Origin of the sequence: Enterocloster clostridioformis, from assembly GCF_020297485.1 — a bacterium.
In the GTDB taxonomy this organism is placed as follows: domain Bacteria; phylum Bacillota; class Clostridia; order Lachnospirales; family Lachnospiraceae; genus Enterocloster; species Enterocloster clostridioformis.
This window is the reverse complement of the sequence record NZ_JAIWZC010000001.1, coordinates 451,246-465,736: the sequence shown is the minus strand read 5'-3', so window position 1 is coordinate 465,736 and position 14,491 is coordinate 451,246. Positions and strand designations below refer to the sequence as shown.

Sequence of the window (14,491 nt, the reverse complement as noted above, 5' to 3'; positions counted from 1 at the left end):
GGTTCCTCCATTTGGGATCAAGTCCGCATAAAAACATGTGTCGGCTGTCTTCTCAAGCACAAACCAGTGACGCCTTGAGCTCGTAACCTAATCATTGTCAAAGCAATTCCTTAGGTCTTTCTTTGCTGGACAGCCAGTCAATGTCTGTCTATTTTACTTAGGAGGGCTGTTTTATGTTATCTATCAAACACTTTGTCTGCTGTGGCATGGACGTTCACAAGAAATTTGTTGTCGCTACCATTGCTCTGACAGACTACAGGGGCGTTACTTCTTATGTTAAAAAGCGGTTCGCCACCTTCAATTCCGATCTTAATTCTTTGAAAAAATGGCTTCTTTCTTTCAATTGCACTGAGATCTGCCTCGAATCCACTGGTAAATACTGGATTCCAATTTTTAATATCCTGGAGGATTCCTGTCACGTTGTCGTTGCTAACCCCAAGTATGTCAGGGCTATCAAAGGACAGAAAACCGATGACAAAGACTCCGCCTGGATTGCGGATCTGTTTAAATTTGATATTGTTCCTTCCAGTTATATCCCCTGTAAGGAAATTCGCATGCTTCGGGAATTGTTCCGATACCGGCAGAAACTGATTGGCCACCGCAGCAGTGAGAAAAACCGGTTACAGAATGCTCTTACGGTTTCCAACATTGCCCTTGCATCCGTCCTCTCAGATACCTTTGGAAAATCAGCGACCGCCATCGTTGACTATATCCTGACCTGTGAGGTATTTGACCCCGAATACTGTAAATCCCTGCTTCTTAAAAAAGCAAAGGACAAGGCAGATGATGTTGTAACCTCCATAATCGGTTATGAACTGCGCCGTGACCAATCCGTTAAGATTAAGGTCTGCAGAAAGCATTTCGATGAAATCAATGAGTGCGTCTCCACTCTCGAAGAAACGATTTCCGACCTGGCTAAACCTTACCATAAATTTATCGAATTGGCTACTACAATTCCTGGAATTACAGAGCAGTCTGCCACCTTTATCATTGCTGAAATCGGGGTGGATATGGCGGTATTCAAATCCTCAAAACGTTTGTGCTCCTGGGCTGGGCTGGCTCCTGAAAATAACGAAAGTGCCGGTAAAAAGAAGAGCGTCCATGTTTCAAGAGCCGGGGTGTACTTAAAGCCTCTGCTGGTTCAGTGTGCAAATGCTGCCATCAAGAGTAAAAACCCTTACTTCAGATACAAATATGACCGTATAAAAAAACGTCGTGGTCATAAACGGGCAATCATTGCCATTGCACGCATGGTGTTGACTTGCATTTACCACATGTTCCAAAAGCAGGAGGTATTTAATCCTGCCGATACGGATTATTCCGCTATTCCTGAAGAAATGTACCGGAAATTTCAGGAACAGTATGACAGAAATGCCATCAAACGTTTAGAGAAACGAGGCTATATGATTACTCCTCCTGCTATGGCCTGATACCCTTTATTCCATAGGATCCTTTGGGGCGGCAGTTTACTGGTGCTCTTGTTAAGTTACGATTTTTTTTGATTTTTTCTTTCAACCTACTATCTCCTCTTTCCACTTAAGAATTCGTCCCCTATCAGGACTTTTCCTATCATACTACAAAAAAATTGCGCCGTCAATTTTATTACTTTAAATTTCTGTGATTTTAAAGTAATAAAGTGAAAAATCGCTGTTTTTTGCAGTTATTTCCGTTATTATTTATGCATGTCAAGAGGAATAGTGACCGTAAACTCCGTACCTTTGTCCAGTTCGGAGGTCACATGGATGGTTCCATGGTAAAAGTTCACGATGTGTTTCACAATGGACAGCCCCAGCCCCGTACCGCCCTGTTTGCGGCTGCGTCCCTTATCCACCCGGTAGAACCGCTCGAAAATGCGGTCCAGGCTCTCCTTCGGGATTCCCACGCCGTTGTCCTTTACTCTTACCAGCATGTCATCCCCCTGTTCCCCCACCGTGATCCACACCTGGCCTCCGGGCCGGTTGTACTTAATGGCATTGGTGGCCAGATTGGTAAACAGCTCCTTCATCTGCTGCAGGTTTGCCCGGATGCATAACGGCTTCACATCCACATGGAGAAACACCTGGCAGGAGGCTGCCAGAGGCTTTAAGCTGTCCATGATTTCCTGGAGAAGCACGCTGATTCTCACATCAGAGAACATCACCTCGGCATCCATGGACTCCAGGCGGGATATCATCAGAATGTCATTGATAAGCCCGGTCATTCCGGCGGCCTCCTTCTTGATTCTTCTCGCGAAATCCAGTTTCATGCCGTCATCCTGAATCATGCCGCTCTCCAGCAGCTCCGCGTAGCCCTGGATGGAGGTGATGGGGGTTTTAAGCTCATGGGAGGCGTTGCTGAAGAATTCCTGGCGTATCTGCTTTTCCTTTTCTATCTGGCTTAAGTATTCCTTTACATCCTTTGACATATTCATGATAGTCTCGGCGATGACGTTGATTTCAGGATACTGGCAGCTTTCAAACTGGAGCTCCGTGTAATCCCCTTTTACCTTCATCACGGCTTTTGAGATGTGGCGCAGAGGTCTGGTGACCGATGACACAAAACGTCTGGTAGTCACCACGGAGCAGGCCATAGCCATAAGGAAGCTTAAGATGGCTGCCGGAAACAGCATGGGAAGGTATTCCTGTATGCCGGAATAGGGTACTGCCAGACGGAGCACCATATCCGAATAATCCGATCGGCAGGCCACATAGAGCATGGTCTTGCCCAGTGTTTTGGAATAACGCCTGGCATACCCCTCCCCGTGCTCCACAGCCGCCCGTACCTCCTCACGTCCCAGATGGTTGTCCAGATACTCCGCGTCCGCGTCCGAATCCGTCACAACGGTACCGTCCGAATTTATGAGGGTCACCCTGCTGGAATCCCGGTCCGTAAACGCCTCCAGGCGCTCCATCTGCTCCATTAAGTCCCTGTCATAATCCAGGATGCTGTCCACGGCCCTGATGGTGTAGGTCATGTCATTTTTGGAATTTTTTAACATCATTTTGCTGCTGGCAATATAAAAGATGACGCTGTTGATACACAGCGCCGCCAAAAGTACCAGGATAAATCGTTCCAATAATGCCTTACGCATACCTTCCTCCTTGGTTTCCTGTCATGTTATCTCACCATACGGTAGCCCACGCCCCGAACCGTCTTAATACAGGCACCGCCCTCTTCTCCCAGCTTCTGGCGAAGGGTACGGATGTGCATATCGAGGGTTCTGGTCTCTCCATCGTACTCATATCCCCAGATACGGTTGAGCAGTTCATCCCTGGTCACCACCCTGGACTGGTTCTCCAGCAGATAAACCAGCAGTTCAAATTCCTTCAGTGTAAGCTCCACCAGCCGGCCGCCGCTTGAAACCTCCCTGGTCTTGCGGTTGACCTGGATATCCTGATAGGACAGCACATCCCGGTTCTCCTCCCGTTTGGTCCTGCGAAGCAGGCTGCGGATACGGGCCGACAGCTCCAGCACCCCAAAGGGCTTTACCATATAATCGTCTGCCCCGCAGTCCAGCCCAACCACCTTGTCAAGCTCCTTTTCCTTGGCAGTCAGGAGCATGATGGGCACATATTTTAACTGCTCCGTATTCCTTACCTCCTTGATGGCCTCTGTCCCGTCCATCCCCGGAAGCATCCAGTCAAAAATTACCAGGTCCGGCTTTTCCTCCCGCATCCTGGCCAGGCCTTCCTCTGCGGTCTCAAACCCTTCCGCCGCATACCCAAAGCCCTCCAGTGCAATTTTTAACAGATTCCTGATGTTTTCATCATCTTCTATAATATAAATCCGCTCCATTTTCCAACTACCGCCTTTCCCGGCATACGCCTATGTAAACAGCATACCAAACAGAAGTAAAATCCGCCTCATGGGAATGTAAAATCTGTGTAAAGTTTTTCCCCTTACAGGATGTCCTTATACACCCGCAGCACATTTTTACAGAATACAGCCTCTATCTCCGAGGCGGTAAAGCCTTCCCGTTCCATGGCGTCCGCCAGCATAGGCAGCTTTCCCGCATCCCCCATCTCCAGGTTTCCGCTGATTCCGTCGAAGTCAGAGCCCAGCCCGATACAGCCGATGCCGCCGATTTTCCGAATATGCTTCATGTGCTCCACCATGTCGGATATGCGGCTTAACTGCTCTTCCCCCGGTCCGAAATCCCGAAGGAAGGCCGTGCAGTAATTGATGCCCATAACGCCGCCCCTCTCTGCCAGGGCGCGTATCATATCATCTGTCAGGTTCCTTGGATGGGAGGCCATGGCCCTTGCGTTGGAATGGCTGGCCACAAAAGGTTTTCTGGTATACCGGAACACATCCCATATGCCTGCGTCATTCAGATGGGAAATATCGATTATCATTCCCAGGCGCTCCATTTCCTTCACAAAAGCAATCCCGGTATCCGTAAGCCCATGCTCCGTATCCGGCGCCATCCTGAAGGTACCGTCCGCCTCTTCAATCCTGGCATTGGGAAATGCCAGCTCGTTGGGAAAGTTCCAGGTCAGGGTCATCATGCGCACTCCCAGCCGGTACAAATCCCGCAGGAACGCTGTTTTTCCCTGGCAGGTCCCGCCCTCCTCCACCGTGAGAAGGGCCGACATCCTGCCCTGCTCCCAGTTTCTGCGGATATCGTCGTAGGTTCTGACGATTCCTATGATATCCTCATGGGCCTCCATCTCCTGATAAAAGGTGTCCAGAAGTTCCATACAGAATTCAAAGGGTCTTCCCTTGGCCTGTTCCAGATTGACATACAGGGCAAAATTCTGCAGTCCGTAATCCCCTGCCTGCATCTTCCTCAAATCCAGCATCAGCCGGTTCTCAAGGATGGACTGCCTGCCTCCCCTCTCATGGTCCTTAAAAATTTCCGCAATGGTATCACAGTGCATATCCACAACCTTCATATCCCTGTCCTCTTTCCTGTTCTCTGGTATTCCCAATTTATTCCCGGATAACCGAAATTATTCTGTCACTCAGTACTATGTTCCAGTCTATACTGATTGCCTGTTTCTGTCAATCGACAGGATTTGCCCCGGAGAGAATTTCTCCTGCACGGCAGATTGCGTCGTCGATGCGGGGCGCTATGTTTTCCCTGCCTATCTCCTTGTCAAATCCTGCCTTCTCCATCACAGAAAGGGGCTGTTCGTTTACATGGGAAAGAATCATGGTGATGCGGGCCTTGCGGCACCTTGCGTTCAGCTTCTTAAGGCTGTTGAGGGCGGTTGCGTCCATGGCGGGAACGCTTCTCATCCGCAGAATCAGCACCTTCTTGTCCGAATCCAGGGGAATCTGTCCAATCTTGTCCGCCGCGCCAAAGAACATGGGACCGTTCACCTCAAACACCATGACCTGCCTGGGCACTGGTTTTAAGTCAATGCGCTCCCCGTCCGTGCTCTCCTCGTAATCCTCTGCATATTTCCATCCGTAAATATCAGACACATCCGCCATGCGCTTCATGAACAGCAGACAGGCCAGGGCCAGTCCCACGCCGATTGCCATGACCAGGTCGAACACAACTGTGAGGAAAAAGGTCAGCACCAGCACTGCCGTGTCGCTTTTGGGCGCTGTCCTCACCACATCCGCAAAGGACCGCCACTCACTCATATTATAAGCTACCATAAACAGGATGGCGGCTATGGCGGGCATGGGAATCAGGGCGGCATACGGCATGAGGAATACCAGGATCAGAAGAAGCACCGCTGCATGGACCATACCTGCCACCGGGCTGCGCCCGCCGTTCTTTATGTTGGCAGCCGTCCTTGCGATGGCGCCTGTGGCCGGAATGCCTCCGAAAAGCGCTGATGCCGCGTTTCCCACTCCCTGGGCCACCAGCTCCATGTTGGAGTTGTGCTTTCCGCCTATCATGCCGTCAGCCACCACACAGGAAAGCAGGGACTCAATGGCAGCCAGCACGGCTATGGTAATGGCGTCCGGCATCACCCTCTGCACCATGCTGAAGCTGATGGACGGCAGGCGGAATGCGGGAAGGCCGGAGGATATGGTATACAAATCCCCTATGGTATTGACCTTCAGATCCAGAGCCTTTACCAGCACCGCTGCCGCCACAACGGCAATTAAAGACGGGGGCACCTTTTTAAAGAATCCGGGCCACAGAATTAGAATGGCCAGTGACACGGCTCCCACCGCCAAGGCCTGAAGATTCAGGGTATTTATGCAGGAGATAACCTGCCCCAGCTTCTCCATGGTTTCCACCGGCGCTTCCATGAAGGTGAGCCCCAGGAAATCCTTAATCTGGCCGATGAAAATAGTCACCGCGATACCGGTTGTAAAGCCGGTTGTAATGGTATAGGGAATGAACCGGATCAGGCTGCCCAGGCGCAGAAAGCCCATGATGACAAGAATGAGGCCGGCCAGGACGGTGGCTGTGGCCAGTCCCTCCATTCCGTTCTTTATGACGATTCCCGCCACAATGGTGGCAAAGGCTGCAGTGGGGCCTGCTATCTGCACCTTGCTGCCGCCTAAGAAGGAAATGACGAACCCGGCTATGATGGCCGTATAAAGTCCCTGTTCCGGTGTGACCCCGGAGGCCAGGGCCAGGGCTATGGACAGGGGCAGGGCTATGATGGCCACAATGATTCCCGATACCACGTCCTTTGTGAATTGTTCCTTTGTGTACTGTTTCATGGACAGAAACAGCTGGGGTATAAGCGTTTTCATCTCAACTTTATCCTTTTCGTGTTTATAAAATGTTAATACTTTTTTACTATAGCGAAAGGATGGCTTCATATCAATTGTTTTCCGCCATGTTTCCAATATAATACAAAAAAACAGCCGCCCGTGTCAGATCCGGCGGTTGTCTGTTCAGGTATAGGGCCTTTCCGGCATGATGTCCGGCCGGCACGTATCACTCGCTTCTCAGGGCGTCTATGGGATTTAAGTTGGCCGCCCGGCTGGCCGGCATATATCCGAACAGCAATCCGATTCCAACGGACACGCTGAAGGATATGATGACGGCCGACAGGGCGGGGGTGGCAGACACGCCCACCGCGGCCCCCGCCACAGTGGCGGCAACACACCCCGCCAGGATTCCGATGACGCCGCCCATGGAACTGGTCACCGCGGCCTCAATGACAAACTGCCGCATGATGGTTCTCTTATCCGCTCCCAGGGACTTCCTTATTCCTATTTCCCTTGTTCTCTCCGTCACAGATACCAGCATGATATTCATGACACTCACACCGGCCACCAGCAGGGAGATTCCTGCTATTCCTCCCAGCATGCCGCTCATCATGGCAATCTGTTCGTTCAGGGAATCCAGCATCTCGCTCATGGCCGTCACACGGTATAAATCCTCATCCTTAAATGTTTCGTACAGGAAATTCTTGATGACTGTGGTGCACTCGTCCGCCTTGCTGGTATCCAGGGCCGTGAAGGTGTAGTTGTTGATGTTGGCGTTTCTGGACATTTTCACGGCTACGCTGTAAGGAATCCACACAAAGTCATCGGTTCCCCCGTCCTCCATGTTATCCTCGTCCTGGGCCTTAGCCACACCTATTATTTTGAAGGCATAGCCGTCTATCTTAAGGGTCTGCTCTATGGCGTTTTGGGCGCTTCCGTAAAGCTCATTGGCCACGTAGGCGCCTATGACGCACACCTTCTGGCGTGAGACAATATCCGAATACGCGATGTTCCTTCCCGTTTCCAGTTCATAAGACTTGATTTCCAGATACTGTTCACTGCGCCCTGCCACTGAGGTGGATGTCATGGAGTCATCCCCGTATTTGATGGTGGAGGACAATGCCACATTGGGGCTCAGTTCTCCGAACAGGTCTGTATGTTCCTCATAAAACGCGTACATCTGGTCCACATCCAGGGAACGGGAGGCCAGGTTGGTCACATTTACATTGATCTGGTTCACCCCCATGCTGGCGAAGCTCTCCACCACGCTGCCCATGTACCCGTTGACCAGGCTAACCAGTATGATGACTGCGGCAACGCCGATAATAATTCCCAGCATGGTCAGAAATGAACGCATCTTGTTGCCCCAAATGCTTTTCAGGGCCAGCTTAAATGATTGCAGCATAGTCTTTTACATCTCCGTCAAAATTAATCTGCCCGTCCTTTATCCTGACCACACGCCTGGCTTCCATGGCAATGGTGTTGTCATGGGTAATCATCACGATGGTGTTTCCCTCCCCGTTGAGCTGTTTGAGAAATCCCAGCACATCCCGGCTGGTCTTGGAATCCAGGGCTCCTGTAGGTTCGTCTGCCAATATCAGCGAGGGACTTCCGGCCAGGGCCCTGGCAATGGATACCCTCTGCTGCTGTCCGCCGGAGAGCTGGTTTGGCATGTTCCTCCATTTTTCCGACAGGCCTACCTTTTCCAGGGAAGCCACGGCCCGTTCCCGGCGCTCTGCATTTCCTACCCCGGCGTACAGAAGGGGCAGTTCCACATTTTCCAGTATGTTAAGCTTGGGCAGCAAATTGTACTGCTGGAAAATGAAACCAATCATTTTATTGCGGATGCGGGCCAGCTGTTTGTCATCCATGACTCCCACATCCTCTCCTCCCAGGAGATATTCGCCGTCCGTGGGCACATCCAGGGCTCCTATGATGTTCATGAGGGTGGATTTGCCGCTTCCCGACTTGCCTACGATGGCCACAAACTCCCCCCTGTCTATCTTCAGGTTGATGTCGTCGTTGGCCCGCACTTCTTCCCCTCCCAGATAGTATATCTTGTGGATATGTCTCAGCTCAATAAGAGCTTCCCTCTGACTGGTATTGTCCATGTGTTCCTGATTCCTCTCTGTCTTACTTCTGGTTCCTTCAGGTCATTCTTTAGCGGTTTTGCCGGCCGCCTTCGGACCCGCCGCGGTTTCCGCCTCCCATGTTTCCGCCTCCTCCTGGAGGACCGCCCATGCCGCCGTCCATCATCATGACGCTGCTGCTGTTTTTGCTGGATTCAGCCACGTAAACCACGTCTCCCTCCGACAGGCCGCTTTTGATTTCCACGAATGTGTCGCTTGTCAGCCCGGTCTCCACCTTCACGGCCCGGAATCCGGCGGGCACCGGTCCCTGCTGCTCCGTCACTGTGTCATCCTTCACATAGACCTGGTTTCCTCTCATCAGGGCGTCCGCCGGGATGGCCAGCACATCATTCGCTTCCTCCAGCGTAATGACTCCGTCCACATTCATGCCGGGCAGCAAATCACCCATATCATCCAGGGTAACGGTCACCGGATAGGTGCTGACCCCGTTGGAGTATGTGCTCTCCAGGCTGACGTTGGTCACTGTTCCTGAGAATGTCTGTCCCTCAAAGGCGTCGGCTGAGACCTCCACCTTCTGTCCCACCTTTACTTTCTTAATATCCAGCTCGTCGATGGACATCTCAAATGTCAGGCTGGACAAATCGTATATGGTGGCCAGAACCGTGGTGCTGGAGCTGTTTTTGGTGATATTGTCTCCCACCTTGAAATTCTTTGTGATGACCTGACCGGAAATCGGCGCCTTTATGGTGTAATTATCGTAGCTGTCCTGGGTGCTGTCCAGCTTGTTCTGGGCTGATTCCACGCTTTCCTCCGCCTTGTCCAGGGCATCCTTATAGCTCTGAACCAGCTTATCCGCTGATTTGTCTGTCATCTTAAAAACAGGGGTTCCTTTTGTAACATAATCTCCTACATTTACCAGCAGGGATTCCACCTCCACACTGGTGGACAGGTCCGCATTCATGGCGGTATCCACCGATGCCTCGAACACTCCGTCCTCACTGCCTATGAATTCCCCGATCTGAACCGTGGCCTTTAAGGATGTGGTCAGGCCGCCGGGGTTGGGCACCTGTATGGTGACTACCCGCACCAGCCGTCCGCCCGTGAGGACGGTTTCCTGGTTTGCCACTGCCTTGACCGTTCCTGCCACCTGCTCTCCTGTATCCGTCAGGGTGACTGCCGCCGGCATGCCGGCTCCTATGACGGCTGCCTCCCCGGACAAAAAGGGAATTCTTATTTCCATAATATCATCGCTGTACACATCGGCCAGCTTGGTATTTCCGCTCACCTTATCCCCGACGCTGATATACAGTTCCTTTATATATCCTGTATCGGTGGCTTTATATGTGTTTCCGCTGTAGTCGCTCAGGGCGTCATTATAGTCTTCCAGGGCGTCCTCATAGGAGGACTGGGACCTGGTCAGGGAATTCACTGAGCTGGTCAGCTGGGACTCCATGCCGGACTTATCAATTTCATAGAGCACCTGGTCCTTCTCCACCTGGTCCCCCTCCTCAAAGCCCGCTGACAATACCTCTCCCTCCACCATGGAGGTGATGCTGTAGGTGTCCTTTGCCTTAAGGGTGCCTGATGAGGACAGCTCCGAGGAAATGTCCCTGCGCTCCGCCGATGCCGTATTATGGGACTGTGCCCGGGCAGCGGCTGCCTTTGCCTTCATCCCCCTCCAGGTCATGGCCACGGCTGCGGCTGCTCCTATAATCAGCAGGAATACCACGGGTTTTACCCATTTCTTCCCTCCGTTTCTGCCTTTTCCTGCCTGTGCCGGGGCGCCGGGTGCTGTTTCCCTCTTATGTTTGCCAGGGAAGGGCATTAAAAAGCGCAGGGCATCTTTCTTTTTTTCTTCCATACCGCACCTCACCCTTAATATTCTATGGCGTCAACTGCCGTATAGCTGCTGCCGCTCTTATTGCATACCATTACCACCTCGTCCCCTACCTCTATGCCGCCATAGATGGAAAACAGGTATTGAAGCTCCGAAGAATTCAGGCTGATGGTGAGATATCCGTCCTCGTCAATTCCATCCTCTCCAAAATCGCCATCCGAATTATCGTCATCAATCTCCAGACGGATGGAAGTGGGCGTCATAACGTCCGTGGATTTATAGTAGATGTTCTTGACCTCGCCCTTTAACAGCACATAGGCGTTGTTGCCCTCCAGATCATCGTCGTCCCATCCCCTGGTGGTGTAAGCCCAGATGGTTTTGGACTTCACATTATAGTAGACAACGGCAAAGCCCGCATCCTGCTGGGATGCCTTCACTGCTTCCAGTGTGCTGGCTGTTCCGTTTAAAAACACATTGGCATTTTCCGAGCCAAAGGGCACGGACTGGATTACGCTGAAGCCCTTGCGCACCAGTATTGGGCCCTTGCGCTCGTCATCCAGAATGGTGATGGGATTGATTTCCCCGTCGGAGTTAAGCTCACAGTCCAGAACAGCTCCATATATCTCGCTGCTGTCCTTTTTCTTTGTCTTTAACAGATTGTAGAATATGTTCATACAGTCTGTCTGGTTCAGCACCTCCTCCGGCTGGCGGTTCACTTCCTCATTCAGCTCCAGATAATTGAACTTTGAAATGCGTGAGGACGCCAGATCCCCGGTAAAGTCCTCATCCGAATAGCCCAACATGGCCAGCGCCGCCTTCACCGCGTCCTTATATGTTATGTACTCCTCAGGTTTAAACAGTCCTCCAAGAAAACCGGTCATCCACCCCTGGGATGCCGCTATGCGGATATAGATGGCATCCGGATGGGTGCTTGGCACATCCGCGAACACGGATACGCTGGATGTGGGCAGGTTTTCCCTGTAACTGGAGGCATTCACCAGCATTCTGGCAAAATCCCCTCTGGTCACCTGTCCTGTGTAATCCGACACATTCAGGATTCCGGTCAGGTTCACCACCTGTCTCCTCATATCAAAGTTTGCGGATAATGTATTGGCCATAACGGTCATAGGCAAAGCCGAGGTCACTGCAGTAACGGCTGCCAGGGAACCGCATACATAACGGCAGGCTGCACATGGTCTTTTCATTGCTTTTGCTCCTCTCAAATCAATGGGTATTATCCTTTATTTTTTTACCTTATCACAGTAATGTGTTCATTTTGTGATAAGCACGCAAAATAAGCGCAAAAAAATGCCTGTGAATACAGGAATGTGTTCCGGATTTTCACAGGCATATTTTTTTCATTTTCCATTACATCAAAGGAGCAATGAGGCGCATGAGACGTCCCAGCTTTTTTCCCATCCAGCTGTAATTTTTACAGTCCTCCATAGTGATAAGACTGCATTTCTTAAGAGTTTCCTCAAAATCATGCTCCACGTCATAGACCACCGAATTGCGGTAAATGTAGGCCGCGCATTCAAAATGCAGGTACAGGCTTCGGAAATCCAGATTAATGGTTCCCACCACAGCCTTTTCGTCGTCGCTGACAAATACCTTGGCATGGACAAAGCCCGGCGTGTATTCGTAGATTTTCACGCCTGCCCTTGTCAGCTCCGGATAAAAGGTTCTGGCCAGCATGTAGGCATATTTTTTGTCCGGAATGTGCGGCATGATAAGCTTAACATCAATCCCGCGCTTGGCGGCATAACTCAGGGCATTGACCATCTCGTCGTCCAGAATCAGATAGGGCGTCATTATATGGACGTAGTTTCTGGCCTGGTTCAGTATATCCAGATATACACGCTCCCCCACCTGCTCCCTGTCCATAGGGCTGTCACCATAGGGCAGGATGAAACCGGAATAGTCCGCGGCCAGGGGATGCTCATAGTCTTTGGGGACCGCGTACTTCCCATAGTCCTCCGGCTGCCTCTCCGTCACATTCCACATTTGCAGAAACATCATGGTAAAGCTCTGTACCGCGTCTCCCTTCAGCATAATGGCCGTATCCTTCCAGTGGCCAAAGCGCACCTTGCGGTTGATATACTCGTCCGCCAGGTTCACACCTCCGGTAAAGGCCGTATGGCCGTCAATGACCACAATCTTCCTGTGGTCCCTGTTATTCTGATAGGTGGACAGGGTGGGCCTGACAGGCGAAAACATCTTACAGCGAATTCCTTTTTTTCCCAACACTCTGGGATAATGGTACGGAAGAAGCATGAGACAGCACATGCCGTCATACATAACCCTGACTTCCACGCCCTCCTTCACCTTCTCCTCCAGCACCTTCAGGATACTGTCCCACATATATCCCCGCTCCACGATAAAATATTCCATGAAAATGAAATGCCGGGCCGCCTTAAGCTCTCTCATGAGAGCCTCAAACTTGTCCTCCCCCAGCGGGAAATATTCCACATGGGTGTTGCCGTAGGCCGGATAACCCGCATGGTCCTTCATGTAATCTATCAGGTGGCTGCTTCTCCTGCTGGCTTCCCTGATTCGCTCCTGTACCTCCTCGTCCTGCTTGAGATAGGGGGCCGTGTCGCCTATGTTTTTCTTCAGACGCCGGGCCAGAAGCTTTGTCTGGAACTGCATCTGCACAAATATGTACAAGAGGACGCCGAACACCGGAATCACCAGGACCGGCACAATCCAGGCCATCTTAAAGCTGGAATTTATGGGTTCATTGAAAATATAAATGATGACAACCGCGCTCAAAAGGATAGATATGGCGTATACAATGTGCATGTACTCTTCCAGCCACCGGAAGGCGCCAAACAGGATTCCCACCTGTATGGCCATGAACAGCACCACAAAGGCCGTCCTTCCAAATATAATCCGAAATAATCCCCTCATTTTCTTCATCCTGTCCCTTGTCTCCTCTCATGTGACGCATCATGCAGCTCAAAAATCCCTGGTGAAAAACCGTCATCCGCCGACCTGATTCACCAGGGTTTATTCTCTGTCTTTATGTGGCTGTTACAGTCTTTGGGGTGCCAGTGAAGATTTTGCTGTCCAAATCCGCAATGGTCACTTTCTCTAAATACGCCTGGCAGCACTGGTTCAGCTCTCCGTAGAGCTCGTCCATGATTCCCGCCATGCCTGACGATATGAGACAGGCCATGTGCGGGTTGCCGCTCTTCCATGAGGCGGCCACAAAGGGGGTATCCAGAGCCTCAGCCACCATGGACAGGTTCACGTCCCTGCTGTCACGGTGGAACAGATAACCGCCGTCCACACCTTCCTTTGTTTTCACAAGATCCGCCTTTTTAAGCTTTGCCATGACCTTCCGTATCCTGGCGGCATTGGTACAGACATTCGCTGCAAGACCTTCGCTGGAAAACACAGCTCCCTTGTGATTCAAAAAAACCAGCGCATGCACCGCAATGGTAAATTCACTTGTCACTTTTTCGATTCCCCTTTCCTACCTGTAACAGCCTGCTGCTGTCTTTCATTAAATCATACCATTTTTTCCTGAAAAATGCACTTATTTTTTAATATCATAATCTTTCATAATCCAAATCATGAATCAAACGGCATAATGACCTCCCCTGCTGCCCCGTAGTCTTGCCGCCGCCGTTTCCCGGCTCTTTGCTTCCCTGGACGGATGACTGGGTCTGAACCTTTACCGTGTATTTTACCACATTGCCATGGGTCTTAAAGAATTCCAGCAGGCTGGTGGTGAAAAGTCCCACCGCGAGGAACGGCAGTACAAATCCCAGGGTATAGACCCCAATCAGACCAAAGGCCAATGCCTTTGTGCTGGCAGACGCTGCCATGAGCAGGACACTGGCAAGAGCCGGTCCCACACAGGGCGTCCAGGGAGCACGGAACGGAGGCGGCAAATATGCTGTTCACAGAATTCAATATGGAAGATGCATTGGAAGTGCGTTATGAGGAA

11 protein-coding genes and 1 pseudogene are annotated in these 14,491 nt (G+C 51.2%); 1 reads left to right on the top strand and 11 read right to left on the bottom strand.

Annotation, left to right across the window (positions count from 1 at the left end; all coding sequences use genetic code 11):
• Positions 1-173: 173 nt before the first annotated feature.
• Positions 174-1,430, top strand: a complete 1,257-nt coding sequence (locus tag LA360_RS02100) for an IS110 family RNA-guided transposase (protein WP_057572861.1) — start codon at positions 174-176, stop codon at positions 1,428-1,430.
• A gap of 242 nt (positions 1,431-1,672) precedes the next feature.
• Here LA360_RS02100 and LA360_RS02095 read toward each other — a convergent pair whose 3' ends face one another.
• The 11 genes and pseudogenes from LA360_RS02095 to LA360_RS31040 all read right to left on the bottom strand — a co-directional run.
• Positions 1,673-3,070 carry a sensor histidine kinase gene (locus LA360_RS02095; protein ID WP_022202489.1) on the bottom strand — a complete coding sequence of 466 codons (1,398 nt, stop codon included), beginning with the start codon at positions 3,068-3,070 and terminating at the stop codon, positions 1,673-1,675.
• A gap of 26 nt (positions 3,071-3,096) precedes the next feature.
• On the bottom strand, positions 3,097-3,774 hold the full coding sequence (locus LA360_RS02090) for a response regulator transcription factor (RefSeq protein ID WP_002583448.1): 678 nt from the start codon (positions 3,772-3,774) through the stop codon (positions 3,097-3,099).
• A 104-nt stretch (positions 3,775-3,878) separates the two neighbouring features.
• Positions 3,879-4,874: a dipeptidase gene (locus tag LA360_RS02085; RefSeq protein ID WP_022202490.1), complete on the bottom strand. Its 996-nt coding sequence runs from the start codon at positions 4,872-4,874 to the stop codon at positions 3,879-3,881.
• A gap of 109 nt (positions 4,875-4,983) precedes the next feature.
• Positions 4,984-6,648: a SulP family inorganic anion transporter gene (locus LA360_RS02080; protein WP_022202491.1), complete on the bottom strand. Its 1,665-nt coding sequence runs from the start codon at positions 6,646-6,648 to the stop codon at positions 4,984-4,986.
• A gap of 187 nt (positions 6,649-6,835) precedes the next feature.
• Positions 6,836-8,014 (bottom strand): ABC transporter permease, encoded by a 1,179-nt coding sequence (locus LA360_RS02075; RefSeq protein ID WP_057572574.1) that lies wholly within the window; start codon positions 8,012-8,014, stop codon positions 6,836-6,838.
• Complete coding sequence (locus LA360_RS02070) at positions 7,998-8,720, bottom strand: ABC transporter ATP-binding protein (RefSeq protein ID WP_022202493.1); 723 nt, start codon at positions 8,718-8,720, stop codon at positions 7,998-8,000. Before LA360_RS02070 ends, LA360_RS02075 begins: the two co-directional genes overlap by 17 nt.
• Before the next feature lie 49 nt (positions 8,721-8,769).
• Complete coding sequence (locus LA360_RS02065) at positions 8,770-10,560, bottom strand: efflux RND transporter periplasmic adaptor subunit (protein ID WP_022202494.1); 1,791 nt, start codon at positions 10,558-10,560, stop codon at positions 8,770-8,772.
• Positions 10,561-10,574: 14 nt separating this feature from the next.
• Positions 10,575-11,741: an S-layer homology domain-containing protein gene (locus LA360_RS02060; protein ID WP_022202495.1), complete on the bottom strand. Its 1,167-nt coding sequence runs from the start codon at positions 11,739-11,741 to the stop codon at positions 10,575-10,577.
• Positions 11,742-11,904: 163 nt separating this feature from the next.
• Positions 11,905-13,455: a cardiolipin synthase gene (gene cls / locus LA360_RS02055; protein WP_022202496.1), complete on the bottom strand. Its 1,551-nt coding sequence runs from the start codon at positions 13,453-13,455 to the stop codon at positions 11,905-11,907.
• A gap of 103 nt (positions 13,456-13,558) precedes the next feature.
• A complete protein-coding gene (locus LA360_RS02050) occupies positions 13,559-13,996 on the bottom strand; it encodes an RrF2 family transcriptional regulator (RefSeq protein WP_002583456.1) in 438 nt (145 codons plus the stop codon).
• 214 nt (positions 13,997-14,210) lie between these two features.
• Positions 14,211-14,423: pseudogene (locus tag LA360_RS31040) on the bottom strand (cytochrome C biogenesis protein); the annotation flags it as partial.
• Between the last annotated feature and the right edge of the window lie 68 nt (positions 14,424-14,491).

Bases quoted from the DNA above. Each gene is read 5' to 3' on its own strand.
- LA360_RS02080 (WP_022202491.1), bottom strand. From the start codon at position 6,648: ATGAAAACGCTTATACCCCAGCTGTTTCTGTCCATGAAACAGTACACA.
- LA360_RS02095 (WP_022202489.1), bottom strand. From the start codon at position 3,070: ATGCGTAAGGCATTATTGGAACGATTTATCCTGGTACTTTTGGCGGCG.
- LA360_RS02060 (WP_022202495.1), bottom strand. From the start codon at position 11,741: ATGAAAAGACCATGTGCAGCCTGCCGTTATGTATGCGGTTCCCTGGCA.
- LA360_RS02070 (WP_022202493.1), bottom strand. From the start codon at position 8,720: ATGGACAATACCAGTCAGAGGGAAGCTCTTATTGAGCTGAGACATATC.
- LA360_RS02065 (WP_022202494.1), bottom strand. From the start codon at position 10,560: ATGGAAGAAAAAAAGAAAGATGCCCTGCGCTTTTTAATGCCCTTCCCT.
- LA360_RS02090 (WP_002583448.1), bottom strand. From the start codon at position 3,774: ATGGAGCGGATTTATATTATAGAAGATGATGAAAACATCAGGAATCTG.
- LA360_RS02085 (WP_022202490.1), bottom strand. From the start codon at position 4,874: ATGAAGGTTGTGGATATGCACTGTGATACCATTGCGGAAATTTTTAAG.
- cls (WP_022202496.1), bottom strand. From the start codon at position 13,455: ATGAAGAAAATGAGGGGATTATTTCGGATTATATTTGGAAGGACGGCC.
- LA360_RS02100 (WP_057572861.1), top strand. From the start codon at position 174: ATGTTATCTATCAAACACTTTGTCTGCTGTGGCATGGACGTTCACAAG.
- LA360_RS02075 (WP_057572574.1), bottom strand. From the start codon at position 8,014: ATGCTGCAATCATTTAAGCTGGCCCTGAAAAGCATTTGGGGCAACAAG.